We start from the raw sequence: 18406 nt of genomic DNA, 5'->3' as shown, positions 1-18406 counted from the left end.
CGTTCCGATTGAGTAAACCATGCATTGCTAGCCTGTGGGAATGGCGAAAGAGAATGCGAGCCTCCCCGGACGCGCCCGAGAAGCCGCAGACAACGACGTCACCGTGCTGCGAGCAGCGCGCGAGATTTTTGCCGAACAGGGTTGGAATGCACCGGTATCGGCGATTGCCGCACGGGCCGGAGTGGGCGTCGGCAGCATCTATCGCCGATACCGAGGCAAGGAGGAACTGGCGCAATCCCTGCGCGTCTGGGCGATCGATCACCTCGCCACCCTTGCCCGAGAGTGCGTGAGCACCGCGAAAACCGATGAAGCCGTATTGAAGACGTTCTTCTCGCGATATCTCACCGAATCGGTGGGACCGCTCATTCCGGTCCTCGGCGGCAGGTTGCCTGAACACGCCGAAGTCACTCGTGCCGCCGAAGAATTGGAGGCCGCACTGCAATCCATGGTCGACGTCTGCGTCGACGCTCGCGAAGTCCCGCCCGGCTTCACTGCTGCAGACGTCATGCTCATGACAGTGCATCTGCGGCCGACTCTGCCGATCGAGGGCGATCGAGCCACCGAAATACACACGCGTTATCTCGATTTCATGCTCGACGGACTTCGTGGCGGAACACCTCAACCATCGATCACTCCCCCATCCTGGAGCGAATGGCTTCAGATGTGGCAGGGCACCTGACCCGAAGAACACCCGAACGCAATATCAGGTTAGGCTTACCTAGCTTAGTTCGCCATGTTCGGAAGGTTTTCATGAAACTCACCCGCCGGTTCGCCGGATTCGCCGCACTACCCGCCGTCGCCGCACTCCTACTCACCGGTTGCGGAAGTAGCGACGCATCACCTTCTACCGAGACCAGATCTGCCGACCAGTCCTGGAGTTACACAACGGGATACGGAAACACGATCACCCTCGATCACGCCCCGGAGCGGATCGTCGTCGACGCGTATTCCGCAGCGGCGCTGTGGGACTACGGTATTCGGCCGGTCGGCATCTTCGGTTACGGCGTCGGCAATCCCGACGTTACAGACCATGCCGACGAGTCGACCATGACGGTCGTCGGCCGTGAAGGGGAACTCAGCGCGGAAGCACTTGCGGCACTGGACCCCGACCTCGTCATCGGGTACGGCAACAGTGACGACCCGACGCGATGGACTTGGTGGGACGAGCCGATGGGCAACACCGTCAACAATGTTGCACCGTTTGTCGGCGTCAAGTTCTCCGGAGCCCCGACACCGGACGTGTTGAGCGAATACGCCGCACTCGCCGAAGCTCTCGACGGGAACACCGACACAGCCGCAGCACGCGAGGGCAAGGAAGCATTCGAATCCGGTGCAGAGCGAATCCGAACTGCCGCGGCCAAGGTCGACGACATCGAAGTCCTCGCCCTGAACGGTGACAGCTCCGAGTTGTACGCAGGCACAACGGCGCTCGCCCAGTTCGGTTATCTGAAAGAACTCGGCGTGAAGTTCACCGGACCGGGAGGCGACAAAGGCTGGGCCGATCTCAGCTGGGAGCAGGTCCCGGATTACCCGGCGGACATCGTGTTCCAGTTCGCGAAGTCGGCAGAAGCATTCGCAGCATCACCCGTGTTCGTCAAGCTGCCCGCGGTGACCGCGAACCAGGTGATCGACTTCGACGACAAGCGTCCCAACACCTACGCCAATTACGGCGCCTGGTTCGAGCAGGTTGCACAACTACTCGACCAGGCCCGCAACGTCGCCTGAATTACTGCCCAGCAGTGATTCGCCCGGCCGCTTCCTCGAGAACGTCGAGGAAGATGGCCGCGGTGAGCGCAAATCCTTGGTTGTATCGCGCGTCGCTGGTCAACACGTTGCCCGCTTGAACTGCAGGCAACCGATGCCACGTCGGCTGCGTCTTGATCGCGTCGAGTGCTTCCTGATCGCGAGCTTGGGCGATGATCACATCCGCCGGTGCCAAGGTGTCGAGTTGCTCGAACGACAACTCGAACGAGTTCTCTGCATTGTCGTCGTCACGGAAAAGCACGTCCAGGCCGGCATCGATCGCAACACTGATCCGCAGATTCCGCTGATGCACAAGGAATCCGGTCGGCGTCTGAACGCCGAATACGATCTTCTTTCCGCCCAGCTTCTCCTGCAACATGGGTCGCAGTCTCGCGAGCTTGTCGTCGTACTCCGCGATGGAAGCCTCGGCGATTGCCACACGGTCGAGTTGGCTCGCCTGCGCCATCAGCGCACCTCGCCAGTCGACCGGGTGTCCGGCGATCGGTTCGACGTCGTCGCCGACGACCAACAGTGGCGCGATGGAAGACAAGCGCTCGGTGCCGTACCAGTCACTCGTATAGCCGATCGCAGTGATGACGATCAGATCAGGCTCGAGAGCGAGCAGAGCCTCGAAATTGGTGGAGAAGTCGCCCGCGACGTTGACGAAGCTCGCGTCCTCGATGGTGCGGCCGGGAAACTGGAATCCTGCCTTGGCATCGGGGAACCAGAAGTTCCCCGAACCGACGATCGGGTAGTCCATCATCATCGCGAATTCGAGGTCGACGCGTCCGTCAAGCACCACAACGCGCTTGGGGTCGCGGGGAACGTCGCCGCTGAACTCGCCCCACGTGTACGGGAGAGTGTCACTGGCCGAGTCCGACTCGGCATCCGAAGTTCCACACGCACTCAGCGCCAGTGCTGCAGCCACACCGGCTGCGCCACCGAAGAATCGGCGCCGTGAAATGCGTTCGACGATCTGAGCCCACTCCGAATCGGTGACCTGCGTATCCAGGACGAGTGTCATACCTTTGCTCCTTCGATGTTTCGCTGACGCTCGCGTCCCAGCGGAATGACAAGTGGTGTGTGGGAAACCGGATCGTCGATGATGCGGCACGCCATGCCGAACACCTCCTGCACCAGTTCTTCGGTGATGATCTCCGCGGGCGGGCCTTCGGCGACCACGGCGCCGTCCTTCATCGCAATGATGTGAGTTCCGTAGCGGCACGCGTGATTGAGATCGTGAAGCACAGCCACCAGCGTGTGCCCGTCGTTCTCGTTCAGATCGCGGCACAACTCCAGAAGCTCGATCTGATGGGCGATGTCGAGGAACGTCGTCGGCTCGTCCAGCAGCACCAACGGAGTCTGCTGCGCGAGAACCATCGCGACCCAGACACGTTGGCGCTGACCACCGGACAGTTCGTCGACCGGCCTGGCAGAGAGATCCGTGACCTTGGTTGCCTCCATCGCCTTGATGACGGCGGCCTCGTCCTCTCGCGACCACTGACGGATCAGCTTCTGATGCGGATAACGTCCTCGCGCAACCAGATCGGCGACCTTGATACCGTCCGGGGCGATCGACGTCTGCGGCAGAAGCCCGAGCCGCCTCGCAACTTCCTTGGCCGGGTACGACGTGATCGCTTTGCCGTCGAGAAGAACCTTGCCGGTGGTCGGCTTGAGCAACCGGGACAACGCACGCAGAAGTGTCGACTTGCCGCAGGCGTTGGGACCGACGATGACGGTGAAGCCACCGTCGGGGATCTCGACATCGAGGTGCTCCGAGATGACGCGCTTGTCGTACCCGATCGTGACGTCCTCGGCGCGAAGCCGATTCGTCTTCTCAGCCACGACGCCCGCCGCACTTGCCTCGTTCACGCTGTTCCTCGTTCCTTCACCGATCACTGCTTACGGGCCTCTCGCGCGAGAAGCCATACAAAATAGATGCCACCGATGGAGACGGTGACGACGCCGACCGGCAACTGTGTCGGTGCAAAAGCTCGCTGCGCCACCCAGTCGCTGACCATCAACAACGCGCCACCCATTGCTGCCGACGGCAGCAGGGTCACTCCGGCACTACCGGTCAATCGCCTCACCAATTGCGGAGCCGCCAGCGAGACGAACCCGATCGGTCCGGCCGCTGCTGTCACCATGGCCGTCAGAGCGACACCCAGAACAACCAGGGAAAGCCGCGTGGGTTCGGCCCGGACACCGAGCGCCTTGGCGGCGTCGTCGCCCATCTCGAGCATCTGCATCCGCCTGCCCAACACCAGGATCAGCGGAACGAGGATGGCCAGCACGACGACCACCGGCCACACCTGAGTCCAGCCGAGACCGTTCAACGAACCGGCACCCCACACTGCCGCGGCCATGGCGTCGTCAAGCTTCGCCTTGAGAATCATCCAGGTGTTGACCGAGCCCAACATCGCACTGATGGCGATACCGACGATGATCAACCGGAATCCCTGCACACCACGCTTGTACGCAAGGAGGTAAACAACTGCTGCGGTCGCGATTCCGCCCACCAGAGCACCGACTGCGATCTCGTAGTAAGTACCACCGATGAGGAGGATGACCACAAGAGCGCCCGTGTACGCACCGGAGTTGAAACCGATGATGTCTGGGCTACCCAACGGGTTCCTGGTGAGCGATTGGAAGATCGCACCGCTCATGCCGAGTGCCGCGCCGAGCATCAGCGCCAACAGAACTCGGGGCAGACGCCATTCCACGACGACCATGTGGATACGCGCGGGCGCTTCGCCGAACAGTGCGCCGAGGACGTCCCCGATCGGCACCTGGTAGTCACCACTACCGAGGGCGATGACGCCGATCGCCAGTGCAAGCGCAACGAGGATGAGGCAGACCGTGACCGTGCGGACGTCGATCCGCGCGGACCAGCCTTCTTTGGGTGAGCGCACCACCGTGGTGGGGCGCCCGAAATCGATGCTCACAGACCGCTCACCTTGCTTCGACGCACCAGCATGATCAGCACCGGAGCTCCGATGAATGCCGTGACGATGCCGACCTGAAGTTCACCCGGGCGCAGCACGATTCGGCCGACGACGTCGGAGAAGAGAAGCAGAATCGGCGAGCACACCAACGTGTACGGGAGAATCCATCGCTGATCCGGTCCGACGAACCATCTCGCGACGTGCGGAACCATCAAACCGACAAATCCGATCGGGCCGGCCGCAGCTGTCGCTGCGCCACACAGCAAGGTCACCGCGATGACGCCGAGGATACGAGTACGAGTGATGTTGGCACCGAGCGAACGTGCCAGATCGTCACCCAAGGCCACCGCGTTGAGTTGGCGCGCCAACGCGAGCGCCAGGAAGAGCCCGATGAGAATGAAGGGGGCAACGGCCAGAACGATTTCCAAGGAACGTCCGCTGAGTGAGCCGGCATTCCACTGACGCATCTGGTCGAAGGCGGTCGGGTTGAGCAAGGTGATGCCGGACGAGATGCCGCCGAGCACGGAGCCGATGGCAACACCGGCCAGCGTCAGCCGAATGGGCGTCGCACCACCTCGGCCGATCGAGCCCAGTGTGTAGACGATCGCCGTGGCTATCACCGCTCCGAGGAACGCGAACCAGATGTACGACCAGATGCTGGTCAGGCCGAAGACCGCGACGGCGACAACCATCGCAAAGCCTGCTCCGGCATTGACACCGAGAATTCCGGGGTCAGCCAAGGGATTTCGTGTCATCGCCTGGATGAGGCCACCGGCCACGCCGAGCGCCATGCCGACTATCAGACCGAGCAGAGTACGCGGCAGCCGCAGGTCACGGATGATCACGTGATCGTTCGAGTCGTCGTAGTTCACCAGCGCGTCGATCACGGTCCCGAACGGAATGGTCTTCGATCCCACCGCAATGCTCAGAAGGAGCACGGCGGCAAGCACCACCAGGCACACCAGAAGACCCGCCATACGACGAGAGTTGGTCGATACCAGGCCGTCCGGTTGCTTCTGCTTCTCTTGCAGCGACTCGTCGATCAGTTCTTCGGTGTGTTTGTCGACGGCTCTCTCGTCAGCCGCACTCTGGTCGACGGCACTCTTGTCTAATCCAACGGTCACAAGCCGGCGCTCTCTAGAGTCTTCTCGACCTCGTCGCGGATCTCTTCCTCGTCGCGGTCCGATTCCCAGGCCGCATCGAGTGCCGCGCGGACACTCTCGTCGAGGGCCTCGTACTTCGCGTTCCAGACCTCTGCCTTGTAGGTCCAGTAGCCGATGACCTTGTACTGCTCACCCGGCAACTTGAGTTCGTGGCGAAGGTACTTGCGGATGTCACGGAGCATCGTGCTCTCGCCTGCAACCCACACGTATCCGAGTTCGGTGGGCAGGTTCATCGCGCGAACCGCGTCCGGCAGCTTCGACGGTGCAACACCGTTGCCACTGCCGACCAGCCAGATGAACTCGACGTCGGCGTCCGAGGTGATCTGCTGCTTGTGCGACTCGTCCACCACCTCGACGATCGCCTTGGCCGACATACCGGCCGGCAACTGTTCGATCAGACGACCGAGTGCGGGGAGTCCGGTTGCGTCGGCGACGAACACCTGCCAGCGTGCGTCGGCCGGCGGCTCGTAGAGGCCACGAGACTCGCCGATCGCCAACTTGTCACCGATCTCGGCTTTCTGCGCCCAGTCGCTGGCGATTCCGCCCTCGTGAACGACGAAGTCGATTGTCATTCGGCTGGTTTCGGCATCGAACCGTCGCACGGTGTACGGCTGGCACGGGGATGGTTCCTCGCCCTCCGGGTACCGCCAACCGCGCGGTGCGTCCGGATCTTCCGCCGGTAGAACGAACTCGCCTGTAGCCGGGACCGGGAAGTGAAGGCGCAGGTATTCGTCACCGGTACCGGTGGTTTCGAAGGCGGTCAGCTCCTCCCCTCCGAACACGATACGAACCATTCCCGGGGTCACGTACTCCTTGTGAAGTACCTCGCCGAACACAAGACTCACAACAATCTCCAACATCGATGGAACATGAACCGGACCCGAACACGAGGATCAAATCCGACTTCCGGACATAGTTAACCCGCGCTAAGTAAGGTAGACCTTAATTTATTGCAGTGTTGTCGATGAGTCGATGCCTTCTCCGCTGCAACGGGGCCAACTACTATCGCAATTCGGCCAACGCAATACATATGGCCTGTTCACGACAAGTATTGGCACCGGTGTGACTTCTGACTACCGCCCACGATCCCTAGCGTGGACCCAGTGCCTTCGACACCACTTCTTTCGGCCGAGACAAACGGTCCCCCAACCGGCCCGGCGATCACGCCGCGCCAGGTAATCACACGCGCGATCGCTTCCGAAGGTCGCGGAGCCAAACTGGCGGCGGCGTCCGTCGGCTTCACCGGCCACCAGGTCGCGGAAGCGTTGGTGCCGGTGGTGATCGGTGCGGTGATCGACCGTGCTGTGGCGACCAGCGATGCCGCCGCACTCGGAAAGTGGATCCTCGTTCTCGGCATTCTCTTCACCGGCTTGTTGCTCAGTTGGCGCTTCGCGGCACGCATCTCCGATTCCGTCACCGAGCACGGTGCGCATCGCTTGCGGATGGACATCGCGCGCCGAGGCCTCGATCCGCACGGCATGTCGCCGCGGCGCATGCCTGGCGAGGTCTACTCGATTGCAACATCCGACGCGGGTTCGGTGGCCGGATTCACCCACACGCTGAGCACAAAACTTGCGGCCGCCTGCGGAGTGCTGACCGCCGCGATTTCGCTTCTGGTGATCTCGGTGCCACTCGGCCTGCTCGTCATTCTCGGTACGCCCCCGGTGCTGGCTCTCATGCAGGTGGTCAGTCGGCCGCTCGAACGCCGAGCCGAAACCGATCAATGGCAGGGCGCCAAGGCCGGTGCACTGGCCGCAGATCTGCTCTCCGGACTCCGAATCCTCTCCGGCATCGGCGCCGGAGATGCTGCAGCGCAGCGGTATCGGGGAGCCAGCCGGACTTCGCTGGAAGCAACCCTTCGCGCACAGAGATACCAAGCGATGTACTCCGCCGCCAATGTTGCGATCGCCGGCGCTTTCCTCGCGGTCATCGCGTACGTGGGTGGACGGATGGCAGCGTCCGGGAGCATCTCGGTCGGTGAATTCGTTGCCGTGGTTGGTCTGGCACAGTTCCTTCGCGGTCCGTTGATCGACATCATCTACTTCGGCGCCGGCCTGGCACGGGCGCGTGCTTCCGCCAACCGCGTCGCAGCACTTCTCGGGACCACCGAGGCTGTGACTCCCGCGGGTGAACCTGTGCCCCTGAATCACTCCGAGTTCCTGACGCTGCGCGACGTCGTGTTGGCCGGAGCGTCACCAGTCGATCTCGACGTCAAACGCGGCGAGATCATCGGCATCGTCACCGAGAATGCGGCGTGGGCGGATGCGTTGGTCGACGCACTGGCGCGTCGAATCGAGCCTTCGAGCGGAACAATTCATCTCGGCGACAACGCCATTCACGAGCTGCACATCGACGAACTTCGCACTCACGTTCTGGCAGCACCGCACGACGCGGCACTGTTCATAGGAACAGTCGGCGACAATATCGACGCCCTCGCACCGATCGGTCGCCGCAACGACGAGGCCATCGCCGCGGCCGCCGCAGATCAAGTGATCTCGGCACTGCCGCTCGGCCTCGCCACCCGAGTCACCGAGCAAGGGAATTCTTTGTCCGGCGGACAGCGTCAGCGCATCGCGTTGGCGAGGGCACTGGCAAGCGAAGCGCCCGTCCTGGTGCTGCACGATCCCACCACTGCCGTCGACTCCGTCACCGAAGCGCGCATTGCTCGCGGGATCGCCGAGGTACGCGGGGCGCACGCCACAATACTTCTGACCAGCAGCCCCGTGCTGCTCGATATCTGCGATCGGGTGATCGAGCTGTGAACGAACTACTCCCCACCGCAACACCGAAACAAGCGCGCCGCGCGGCACTTCGGTTGATGGGACCCCACCGGATTTCCGCGATCGCAGCAGTCGTCACCCTGACCGCCGCGACCGCGATCGGTCTGCTCACACCGCTGGTCCTCGGCGCCATGGTCGACGCCGTGACCGACGGAGACGGCGACGCTGTCTCTCGCATCGGCACACTGACTCTCGCGTTGGTCGGCATCGCGGTTGCCTCGTCCCTTCTCGTCGGAGTGAGCAACTACCTGCTTGCCGGTGTCGGTGAACGTGTTGTCGCCGACCTGCGCGAAGAAGTTGTCGTCCGGGTTCTCGATCTTCCGCAGAGCGACGTCGAACGCGCCGGGCGCGGAGACCTGGTCTCCCGCATCACCGGCGACGTGCGGTTGGTGACTCGGGCCGTATCCGAAGCACTTCCGGTTTTTGCCACCGCGGCACTGACCATCGTGTTGACCCTGATCGGATTGGGTAGCCTCGATTGGCGATTCGCTGTCGCAGCGGTGATCGCGGCACCCATCCAGATCCAGGCGCTGCGCTGGTACCTCTCGAGGTCTGCACCGGTCTACCGCGAGGAGAGGGAGGCAGAAGGTGCACGTGCGCAACAGCTCCTGGACTCGCTGAGCAACTCCGACACCGTCGGATCGCTTCGCCTGGCCCAGCCGCATCTCGAACAGATCGAATCTCGATCGATGGCCGCCGTCCGCCTGAGCTTGTTGACCACGCGTCTACGCACCAGATTCTTCGGCCGGCTCAACATCGCGGAGTTCATCGGACTGTCCGCTGTGCTGATCACAGGCTTCTGGCTGGTGAAGGACGGTCAGATCAGCATCGGCGCCGCCACCGCCGCCGCCCTGTTCTTCCACCGCCTCTTCGATCCGGTGGGCGCGGTTCTCAGCGTGTTCGACGAATTACAGGAAGGCACAATCGCGTTGGCTCGCCTGGTCGGAGTCACCCTTGCGCCCGTGCCATCCGCACCGACCGATCCGCAGGAACCTGTCGACAGCTCGGCGTCTTTGGAACGCGTCACATTCTCGTACCGAACCGGCGACGCTCCGGTTCTGCGAGACATCCACATCACCCTTCCGGCAGGAACCGTCACGGCACTCGTCGGCGCTACCGGAGCCGGAAAATCGACAGTCGCAAAACTGGTCGCGGGGACCTACGAACCGACCGAAGGCGTCGTGAAGATCGGGACGGTGCCCCGGAACGAACTGCCACCGTCGACCTCTCGGAGCGCGGTGGCCCTCGTGACTCAGGAGGTCCACGTCTTTGCCGGCACGTTGGCCGAGGATCTGAGGCTGGCCGACCCGTCGGCAACCGACAGCGACATCATCGCAGCGCTCGAAACCGTCGGCGCCTCCGATTGGCTGCGGGCACTTCCGGACGGACTCAAAACCGTCGTCGGAGACGGTGGACACCGGCTGACCGCAACACAGGCACAACAACTTGCGTTGGCAAGAATCGAATTGTTGGATCCGCCGCTGCTGATTCTCGACGAGGCGACCGCCGAAGCGGGCAGCGCCGGAGCCAAGGTCCTCGACGATGCCGCTCTGGCTCTTACCCGGGGTCGCACTGCTGTCACAGTGGCACACCGACTCTCACAGGCCGTCGACGCCGATCAGATCCTGGTGATGGACGACGGCCGTGTCGTCGAGCACGGCTCTCACGACGAGTTGGTCAACCTCGGGGGTCGGTACGCGGAACTGTGGGAAGCGTGGTCCGCGCCGCGGCGTTGACCGCGACGGTTGCACCGGGCACTTCCGCCCGGTGCAACCCAACTCAAGCGTGCAGGAGATACGGCACCGATTCGGGAGCCACACTCCCCTTGTTCATCATGCTGCCGGGTGTCCGGCCGGTGACCCGGCGGAACACTGCGACAAAAGCACTCGGAGTTTCGTATCCGACCCGCCTACTGACAACCGAAACCGGCACGCCAGCAGCCAGGTACGTCAGTGCCGCGCGGACACGAACCTGAATTCGCCACTGTGCAAAGGTCATTCCCGTGCCCTGAGCGAATACACGCGTCAGCGTACGGACGCTACCGCCAGCCGTCAGCGCCCATTCGGAAAGCGACCGCTGGTCTGCCGGATTAGCGACCAATGCTTCGGCAACGAACAACGCTCGCGGATCGGTCGGCATCGGAACCTCCACCGCAGCAACTTCGAGCGGCTGCAACATGTCGAAGGCCACCCGCTCGGCGCGACTGCGCGCCTCGTCGGGCATGTTCCGCCGATGCATGTGCAGGAGTACCTCACGCAGGAGAGCGCTGACACCGAACAAGCCCGGAACACCCGACGGCGCGGCGTGCGCCTCAGGCCGGAAGTACGTGCAGAAGAACTCGGTACCTGGGCCCGCCTTCACGGCATGCAACGCCCCGGCAGGCAGCCACAGTCCGGCCGAAGGCGGCACCTCCCAGGTGATGCCGTCAGCGACAACCGTGAGCATTCCACCGGAGTTTCCCCAGATCAGCTCATGTTCAGGATGACGATGCGGGGCCCACTGCCGCTGATGAGAGAGCTTCAGAGTCACCGTTGTCATCGAGTAGGGGTGATCGATGGAACGCGGCCCCACGGGCACCGAAATTCTCTCTGCCACAGCTGTCATGAAGACGAGTATAGGACTTTCGTTAGGCATACCTAAATAGGAACCCGAAAATTGTTGACTGTGACCCCAGAGTTACACATACCAGAGTCCCCGATATCGTGACTGCAACTCCCGGCTACGGGTCGGCAACGAGAGGTACATGATGGTTGACGCATCACGAATCCCGGTCATCGTCGGCGTCGGCGATCTGCGCTGGAATCCTGCCGACGGGCACCGCGAACCTCTTGACTTGATTCACGACGCCACCGTCGCCGCGTTGAACGACAGTGGACACGCTGAACTGGGAACACAGATCGATTCCGTGTTCGCGATCAAGACGGTCAGCTGGTCGTACGACGATCTCCCCGGGCTGCTTGCCTCACGATTAGGCGCGACCCCCACGGTCACCTCTACCTCGCCGATCGGTGGCCACTGGCCCGCGGCACTCCTCGATCGGATCGGCGCGGCCATCGCTCGCGGTGAATCCTCGGCTGCTCTGCTCGTGGGCGGCGAATCGCACGCCAGCAGCACCGCGCTGCGAAAGTCCGGAGTCGCTCCCGACTCGATCGGGTGGACAGCCGCGCCCGGTGGGCCTCCCGGATTCGATCCGGCCGACCTGGGAAGCCCTGAAATGCAGCGCGCCGGTTTCATCGTGCCGACGCGCGTCTACCCGCTCTTCGAGAACTGTTTCAGTGCTGCCGAGGGCCACGGCGCCCACGAATCGCTCGCCTGGTCCGCGAAGATGTATGCCGCATTCTCGGAGCTGGCATCGAAGAATCCCGCCTCCTGGACGTCGGAGATCCGATCGGCAGACGAGATCGGCACCGTCGGACCTGGCAATCGGATGGTCTCCGAGCCGTACCCGCTGATGCTCAACGCCATGCCCTTCGTCAATCAGGCTGCGGCCGTTGTCGTCTGCTCGTTGTCGACCGCCCGCGAGTTCGGGATCGATGAAAGCAAACTGGTGTACCTCTGGGGCGGCGCTGGTGCGAGTGATCCGTTGGACATCCTCAGCCGCAACAGCTTCGACAGCTCGGCCGCGATGCATGACGCCGTACATCGCACACTCGATGGTGCCGGAGTCGGCGCCGACGCACTCGACATCGTCGATGCCTACAGCTGCTTCCCGATCGTGCCCAAGCTGTTGATCCGCGAACTCGGACTTCCCGATACCGCGATCCCAAGCGTCACCGGAGGTCACTCGTTCTTCGGCGGACCGCTCAACAGCTACACCCTGCATTCCGTCGCTGAAGTCACCAGGCGAATTCGCGACGGCGCGAACCTTGCCCTCGTCCACGCCAACGGTGGATTCCTCACATACCAGCACTGCGTACTGCTGTCGGCCGCCGCTCATGCCGACGGGTACGTCGGTGATCCCGACGCGCGCGCTTTGACCGCGGAGCCTCCGGAACTGATCACCGATTACCAGGGCACTGCAGAAATTGTCACTGCCTCTGTCGAATACGGTCGCACCGGGGAGCCTGAGATCGGGTTCGTGATTGCAACAACGCCGGACGGCGGCCGCGTCGCCGGTCACACCGGTCCCGAGAATGCCGCCGAACTGACCCAGCTTCGCGGTGACAACCCGGCGGTGATCGGGCGGACCGTCAATATCAGCGACGACAACGGGAAGCTCACGCTCACGTTCTGACGGTCGACAGCCGTGAGCACCGGGGCATGTTTGTGCCCCGGCGCTCACGTCTTCAGTTGTCGCGATTCACGCCGCGGTGGGCGGACTGTTCCCGCCGATCGGATGCTGGTGCGGATCAACCGACATCGGTGGGTAGAACACCGTCTTCCGATCCGGTCCGATCTCCACCCGCCACTCCGTGTGGTGCATCGTCCGATGATGGTGACCGCACAACAAGATCAGATTGTCGAGATCTGTTGGGCCACCATCATTCCAATGAACAATATGATGAGCATCGCACCACCCCGACGGCGTCCCGCACCCCGGAAACGCACACCCGCCATCCCGAACTGCCAACGCCCGCCGCTGCGGCACCGTTGCTGTTCTCGCTTCCTTGCCGCAGTCGAGCGGAACACCGTTCTCGTCCAGGAGGATCCGGGTGACGGTGCAGTCGCAGGCGAGCATCCGGGCGGTGTCGATGCTGATCGGGCCCACCCAATCGGTCCACGCGAATCCCAGTTCATCGGTGGACGGCAGGAGGTCTTTCAGAACTTTCAGGTCGGTCATGTCTTTCGCGGACGCGGTGACCGTGATGTGCGGTTTCACTCCGCCTTCGATCGGACCCAACCCCGCCCGCTCGTACCGGCGCAACAGTTCGCAAAACCCATCCGCCCGCCGTAATGCAGGAGTACGGGTGTCCTTGACACCGTCCCTCTCCGGCGTCGGCGCCGACAGACTCGACAACAACGTGATCAGACGGGCCCCGTTGACCGCATCCAGATCGCCCTTCACCGTCACTCTGCCGTACAGGCCTTTCGAGGCGTAGAACTCGTTACGTTCGGAATCTTCGCCGACCGGGACCCCGTCCTCACGCTTGCCGTACTGCTTCTCGATTCGGCGGATCGCCGCCCGCACCGCATCACAATCCGCGATGTTCTTCGACGCCAACGACAACAAAATCCCGCGAGCCTTGTCCACATCCGCCAGGGTCATGTTCTTCGGCGGATGCTGACAAAACGACGCCACCTGACGGGCTTTCAACGCATCCACATCACCGCGATGAAACGCATCGCCCACCACGGGTTCGAGCATCAACAACCGCGCCAACCCGACCAGCAGACTGCACTCACCGATCTCGAGATTCGTCGAACCATGCAACCACTGCGCGATCGCCCGAAAACCCTTCCCGCCGAGCACCTCACGGGAAAACATCTCCACGATCAGCAACACCATCCGCGACTGCAACTCGTGCCGGGCGCGCACCAGATCGAGAACCTCACTCTTGAGGTCCTCGCCATCCAGCTGCCACGCATCCCGACTGTTCATGCTCAAAGTTTAATCGAACATATTTTCGATAGCCAGAGACAAAGCGGACAACTTCGGGAACATGAAGACTCGAGACCTGTTGAAGTACATCAACATTCACCTAGTCGTCCAATATCACGCGATAGAAGACATACCCCGCAAAACACACAATCGCAACAACACACAGCACGAGCAGGATGTCGAAAAAGACGGGCCGGGTTGGGTTTCGAGCCTGGTCGATGAGAGGCGTCGAAGACGAGGCGGGCGTGCCACACGGCAGCGCACGGCACTACTTCGCAAATCAACGTGGACTGATAGTCGAGGTGGTGCGACACCTTCTGGACGGCGATCTTCCTCGCCCAGGCGAGACGCCGAAGCAACAAGTGGCCCGGTGGCTGGGGCCTGAATCCGGCCGCACCCGGGCGCGTTACGAACTGATCATCGCGTCATTCCACGATCCCGACCTCGCAGTGGAACTGGTGCGTGGTCGGGATCGGTTTGTCGACATCTTGGTCGAACGCGGCATGACATCGTCCGATGCAACGGAGTTGGTCGCAGCACTGGACGGGATCGTGCTGGACGCACTGCTACGCGAGCAAGCACCGGAGAGTGTGGATCCAGAGCGAATCTTCAAGAAGTTCGGAGCGAAATTCCCCTAGCCGTCCAGCTCGGCGAACAGCTCCATCCACTGCTCCTCGGCGGCTTCCTTGTCCGCGATGACCTGCTTGAGTTCAGCCCCGAGCTTCTGCAGCTTGTCCGGGTCGGTGGCTGCGTCGGCGAGGGAAGCGTGCAGCTTCTTCTCGCGGTCGTCGAACTTCGCAATGGATCGCTCGAGCTTCGAAAGTTCCTTGCGTGCAGCGCGATCCGCGGCACCGTCGCGGACCTGCTTGCTCTTCGACGCACCACTCGCGGTCGAGGCCACTGACGGGTTGTCGCCATCCCCCATCGCTGCGCGTCGACGCAGGTAGTCCTCGATACCACCCGGCAGGTTGGTGAGCTTGCGGTCACCGAAGAGAGCCCAGGTGGTGTCACAGATGCGCTCGATCAGGTACCGGTCGTGCGAGATGACCACCATGGTGCCCGCCCAGCCGTCGAGCAGATCTTCGAGTTGTTGAAGCGTGTCGATGTCGAGATCGTTGGTGGGCTCGTCGAGAAGCAGAACGTTAGGCTCGGCCATGAGGACACGCGTCAACTGCAGACGGCGTCGCTCACCACCGGACAGATCACCGACGGGGGTACGCTGACGCGCCGGCGTGAAGCCCAGCCGCTCAGCCAGCTGACCGGCTGATACTTCCTTGTCCCCCAGCGTGATTCGCTCGGCTACGTCCTTGACCGCGTCGAGTACACGCATGTCGGTCGGCAGATCGTCGAGTTCCTGCTTGAGCCAACCGATGTGGACGGTCTGCCCCTGAATGCGCTTGCCTGCTGCGGGCTCGAGTTCACCGGCCAGCGTCCGCAGCAGAGTCGTCTTGCCCGAGCCGTTGACACCGACCAGGCCTACACGCTCCCCCGGAGCGAGCCGCCAGGTCAGATCCTCGACGAGTACGCGGCCGTCCGGGGTCTCCAGACGCGCGTCTTCGAGTTCGATGACAACCTTGCCGAGTCGACGCTGGGCGAAGGACGCAAGTGCCACCGCGTCACGAGGTGCCGGAACGTCGGCGATCAAGGCCTCCGCGGCCTCGATGCGGTACTTCGGCTTCGATGTACGGGCCGGCGCACCGCGGCGCAGCCATGCGAGTTCCTTGCGCGCAAGGTTGCGTCGACGCTCTTCGGAAGCGTCGGCCTGACGCGAACGCTCGGCGCGGGCGAACACCCAGTCGTTGTAGCCACCCTCGTAGCTTTCGACGCCGCCACCGACAACCTCCCAGGTGCGGGTGGCGACGGTGTCGAGGAACCAGCGATCGTGGGTCACGACGACAAGCGCGCTGCGACGCGAGACGAGGTGCTCGGCCAACCATTGAACACCTTCGACGTCGAGGTGGTTGGTCGGCTCGTCGAGCACCAGCAGATCGAGGTCCTGAACCAGAGCCGCAGCGAGAGCCACGCGGCGACGCTCACCGCCGGACAGGCCGTCGACCTTGGCGTCCAATGCGGACCGCTCGCCGCCGGCGCCCAAGTTGTCGATGCCGATACCCGAGAGCACCGAACGAATTCGAGCATCGCCGGCCCACTCGTGCTGAGCCACTCCGAGCGGCCCCAGGACTACTTCACCGACCGTGGAGCCGGGAGGCAACACACCGCGCTGCGTCACGACGGCCATGCGCAATCCGCCGACGCGGCTCACGCGTCCCGAATCCGGCTGCTCCACACCCGCGAGGACTTCGAGCATGGTCGTCTTGCCGCCACCGTTGAGGCCGACGACACCGATGCGCTCGCCTTCCTCCACGCCCAGGGAGACCCCGTCGAGCAACGGCTTGACGCCGAAAGACTTCGACACGTTTTCCAGATTGATCAGATTCGCCATCAGTGCTGTCCCTTTGCCGCGTTGTCGAGTATTCGTGCTCCGGGAACGGGTCCGCTCGCCACGCGAACGGTGCGGCACACCCCCGCTCCCGCAAGTTCTGCGCTCACTTCAACCGCGGACTGTGCGTCGGCGCAGAGAAAGGCGCACGTCGGTCCGGAGCCGGAGACGATGCCGGCCAAAGCTCCGGCTTCGACACCCGCTCGCAGCGTCCGTCGTAGATCCGGGTTGAGTGAGAGTGCTGCCGCCTGCAGATCGTTTCCGAGCAGCGGAGCGAGCACATGAGGGTCACCGGTGGTGAGCGCGTGAATCAACTCGTCAGCGGTACCCAATCGATTCGGTGTGCCTTCGGCGCGAAGCTTGTCGAGTTCCCGGAAGACAACCGGCGTGCTCAAGCCTCCCTTGGCCAGCGCCAACACCCAGTGAAAGGTGCGGCGCGTCAAGACGGGGACAAGTTGTTCACCGCGACCGGTTCCGAGGGCAGTGCCACCGTGCAGCGAGAACGGAACGTCACTCCCGAGACGTGCCGCGAAGGCGTCGAGATCAGGCCGCGAGAAGTCGAGTTTCCACAACGAATTGAGCGCAACCAACGCGGCTGCCGCGTCGGCGCTCCCGCCGGCCATACCGCCTGCGACGGGAATGCCCTTCTCGATGACGATCTCGACATTCGGGGCCACGCCACCCTCGGCCGCCAGCATCTCGGCGGCACGCCACACGAGATTGGTGCGATCGGTCGGTACGGCCGCGGCGTCGTCGCCGATCACCCGCACGGTCAAGGTGTCCGCAGGCGCCACCGTGACGGTGTCTGCCAGCGACAATGCCTGAAAAACGGTCGTCAGTTCGTGATAGCCGTCGTCTCGCAGGTCCCCGACGGCAAGGTGGAGATTCACCTTGGACGGGGCCCGGACAACTACGGGGCGAGGAACGACGGAGAGCACAAGGAACAACAATAGGCGCTGCGAACACCTGGGCGAAAACCTGCGACCGCCGCATCCCATCCGACAGCAAGCACACCCACGCTATTTCACCGCGCGCACGCCTATCCCCAGGCCGACCACAGCCACGCTGACGGCAGCGAAGATTCCTGCCAGAACGCTGCTCGACGCGAAGTCACCGGCAAAGAGTGCCCGCTCGGCGTCTACGACGTAGCCGAGCGGATTGATGTTCACGAGGACCTTCATCCAACCTGGTGCGTCATCGAGTGGAAGCATGGTTCCCGACAGGATCAGGAGCGGGAACATCAGCGTCTGCTGAACGACCCAGAACATCCAATCCTGCTCCCGCACAGCCAGAGCGAGAGCGTACGAGAGCGCACCGAGTCCGACGCCGAACACTCCCAGCAGGACGATTCCGAGCGCAGCGCCCGCTGCATTGACGTCCAATCCGAGCGGTAGCGCAACAAGGATGATCAGAATCGCCTGCGCGGCAAGCGGAACCATCTCCTTGCATGCTCTCCCGATCAACAACGACGAGCGTCTGAGCGGAGTCACCAACATTCGCTCGTGGGATCCCTGCTGCATCTCCATCAAAAGGTTGGAACCGGTCATCGTCGTGCCGAAGATCGCGATCATCACCAATACACCGGGGATGAACCAATTCCATACGCCGTCACCGGTACCCGGGACCCCTTTGAGCAGAGGCCCGAACAGGGCCAACAGGATCAGCGGCTGGATGAGGCTGAAGATGACGCTGACCGGGTCACGCAACATCGGTCGCAGTTCACGGCCCATCACGATCGCGCTGTCTCGAACAATGTTGCCGTGCGCGCTACGTGGGGTATCGAGTGTGATTGTCAT

Annotated in this window: 16 protein-coding genes; 6 read left to right on the top strand and 10 right to left on the bottom strand. The window is 62.9% G+C overall.

What is annotated here, in order from left to right:
- The first annotated feature begins 40 nt into the window (after nucleotides 1-40).
- Both QM596_RS08055 and QM596_RS08050 read left to right on the top strand, forming a co-directional pair.
- Nucleotides 41-679, top strand: a complete 639-nt coding sequence (locus QM596_RS08055) for a TetR/AcrR family transcriptional regulator (RefSeq protein ID WP_283308608.1) — start codon at nucleotides 41-43, stop codon at nucleotides 677-679.
- A 71-nt stretch (nucleotides 680-750) separates the two neighbouring features.
- Nucleotides 751-1725 (top strand): ABC transporter substrate-binding protein, encoded by a 975-nt coding sequence (locus QM596_RS08050; RefSeq protein WP_283308606.1) that lies wholly within the window; start codon nucleotides 751-753, stop codon nucleotides 1723-1725.
- A gap of 1 nt (nucleotide 1726) precedes the next feature.
- Here QM596_RS08050 and QM596_RS08045 read toward each other — a convergent pair whose 3' ends face one another.
- The 5 genes from QM596_RS08045 to QM596_RS08025 are packed head-to-tail and all read right to left on the bottom strand — an operon-like array spanning nucleotide 1727 to nucleotide 6696.
- Nucleotides 1727-2767: an ABC transporter substrate-binding protein gene (locus QM596_RS08045; RefSeq protein WP_197941884.1), complete on the bottom strand. Its 1041-nt coding sequence runs from the start codon at nucleotides 2765-2767 to the stop codon at nucleotides 1727-1729.
- Nucleotides 2764-3615 (bottom strand): ABC transporter ATP-binding protein, encoded by an 852-nt coding sequence (locus QM596_RS08040; protein ID WP_044479581.1) that lies wholly within the window; start codon nucleotides 3613-3615, stop codon nucleotides 2764-2766. Before QM596_RS08040 ends, QM596_RS08045 begins: the two co-directional genes overlap by 4 nt.
- Nucleotides 3616-3638: 23 nt before the next feature.
- Nucleotides 3639-4688, bottom strand: a complete 1050-nt coding sequence (fepG, locus tag QM596_RS08035) for an iron-enterobactin ABC transporter permease (RefSeq protein ID WP_019744683.1) — start codon at nucleotides 4686-4688, stop codon at nucleotides 3639-3641.
- On the bottom strand, nucleotides 4685-5812 hold the full coding sequence (locus QM596_RS08030) for a Fe(3+)-siderophore ABC transporter permease (protein WP_020970315.1): 1128 nt from the start codon (nucleotides 5810-5812) through the stop codon (nucleotides 4685-4687). The genes fepG and QM596_RS08030 overlap by 4 nt, the downstream gene beginning before the upstream one ends.
- Nucleotides 5809-6696: a siderophore-interacting protein gene (locus tag QM596_RS08025; protein ID WP_020970316.1), complete on the bottom strand. Its 888-nt coding sequence runs from the start codon at nucleotides 6694-6696 to the stop codon at nucleotides 5809-5811. Before QM596_RS08025 ends, QM596_RS08030 begins: the two co-directional genes overlap by 4 nt.
- A 258-nt stretch (nucleotides 6697-6954) precedes the next feature.
- Between QM596_RS08025 and QM596_RS08020 the strand changes: the two genes are divergently transcribed.
- Complete coding sequence (locus tag QM596_RS08020; RefSeq protein ID WP_021345123.1) at nucleotides 6955-8613, top strand: ABC transporter ATP-binding protein; 1659 nt, start codon at nucleotides 6955-6957, stop codon at nucleotides 8611-8613.
- Complete coding sequence (locus QM596_RS08015) at nucleotides 8610-10367, top strand: ABC transporter ATP-binding protein (protein WP_283308602.1); 1758 nt, start codon at nucleotides 8610-8612, stop codon at nucleotides 10365-10367. The genes QM596_RS08020 and QM596_RS08015 overlap by 4 nt, the downstream gene beginning before the upstream one ends.
- 43 nt (nucleotides 10368-10410) lie before the next feature.
- Here QM596_RS08015 and QM596_RS08010 read toward each other — a convergent pair whose 3' ends face one another.
- Nucleotides 10411-11235 carry a helix-turn-helix domain-containing protein gene (locus tag QM596_RS08010; RefSeq protein ID WP_003946247.1) on the bottom strand — a complete coding sequence of 275 codons (825 nt, stop codon included), beginning with the start codon at nucleotides 11233-11235 and terminating at the stop codon, nucleotides 10411-10413.
- Nucleotides 11236-11374: 139 nt separating this feature from the next.
- On the opposite strand from QM596_RS08010, the gene QM596_RS08005 reads away from it, so the two are divergent.
- Nucleotides 11375-12865 (top strand): acetyl-CoA acetyltransferase, encoded by a 1491-nt coding sequence (locus QM596_RS08005; RefSeq protein WP_283308601.1) that lies wholly within the window; start codon nucleotides 11375-11377, stop codon nucleotides 12863-12865.
- 66 nt (nucleotides 12866-12931) lie between these two features.
- On the opposite strand, the gene QM596_RS08000 is transcribed toward QM596_RS08005, so the two are convergent.
- On the bottom strand, nucleotides 12932-14170 hold the full coding sequence (locus tag QM596_RS08000; RefSeq protein ID WP_283308600.1) for an HNH endonuclease signature motif containing protein: 1239 nt from the start codon (nucleotides 14168-14170) through the stop codon (nucleotides 12932-12934).
- A 218-nt stretch (nucleotides 14171-14388) separates the two neighbouring features.
- Here QM596_RS08000 and QM596_RS07995 point away from each other — a divergent pair, with 218 nt between their 5' ends.
- Nucleotides 14389-14808: a TetR/AcrR family transcriptional regulator gene (locus QM596_RS07995; protein WP_020970320.1), complete on the top strand. Its 420-nt coding sequence runs from the start codon at nucleotides 14389-14391 to the stop codon at nucleotides 14806-14808.
- Here the strand turns inward: QM596_RS07995 and QM596_RS07990 are convergent.
- The 3 genes from QM596_RS07990 to QM596_RS07980 all read right to left on the bottom strand — a co-directional run bounded on the left by QM596_RS07990 (nucleotide 14805) and on the right by QM596_RS07980 (nucleotide 18406).
- Nucleotides 14805-16613, bottom strand: coding sequence for an ABC-F family ATP-binding cassette domain-containing protein (locus QM596_RS07990; protein WP_003946255.1), 1809 nt, complete (start codon nucleotides 16611-16613; stop codon nucleotides 14805-14807). The two genes, QM596_RS07995 and QM596_RS07990, sit on opposite strands and share 4 nt — an antisense overlap.
- The gene (locus QM596_RS07985; RefSeq protein ID WP_024487798.1) at nucleotides 16613-17548 is read right to left on the bottom strand and encodes a 4-(cytidine 5'-diphospho)-2-C-methyl-D-erythritol kinase; all 936 of its coding nucleotides are present in this window, start codon (nucleotides 17546-17548) and stop codon (nucleotides 16613-16615) included. Before QM596_RS07985 ends, QM596_RS07990 begins: the two co-directional genes overlap by 1 nt.
- Before the next feature lie 81 nt (nucleotides 17549-17629).
- Nucleotides 17630-18406 carry an ABC transporter permease gene (locus QM596_RS07980; RefSeq protein ID WP_020908602.1) on the bottom strand — a complete coding sequence of 259 codons (777 nt, stop codon included), beginning with the start codon at nucleotides 18404-18406 and terminating at the stop codon, nucleotides 17630-17632.

It is taken from the genome of Rhodococcus sp. IEGM 1406 (genome assembly GCF_030056745.1).
In the GTDB taxonomy this organism is placed as follows: Bacteria; Actinomycetota; Actinomycetes; order Mycobacteriales; family Mycobacteriaceae; genus Rhodococcus_F; species Rhodococcus_F erythropolis.
Note: the sequence above shows the minus strand (reverse complement) of the source record. Positions and strands in the feature narration are given on the sequence as shown.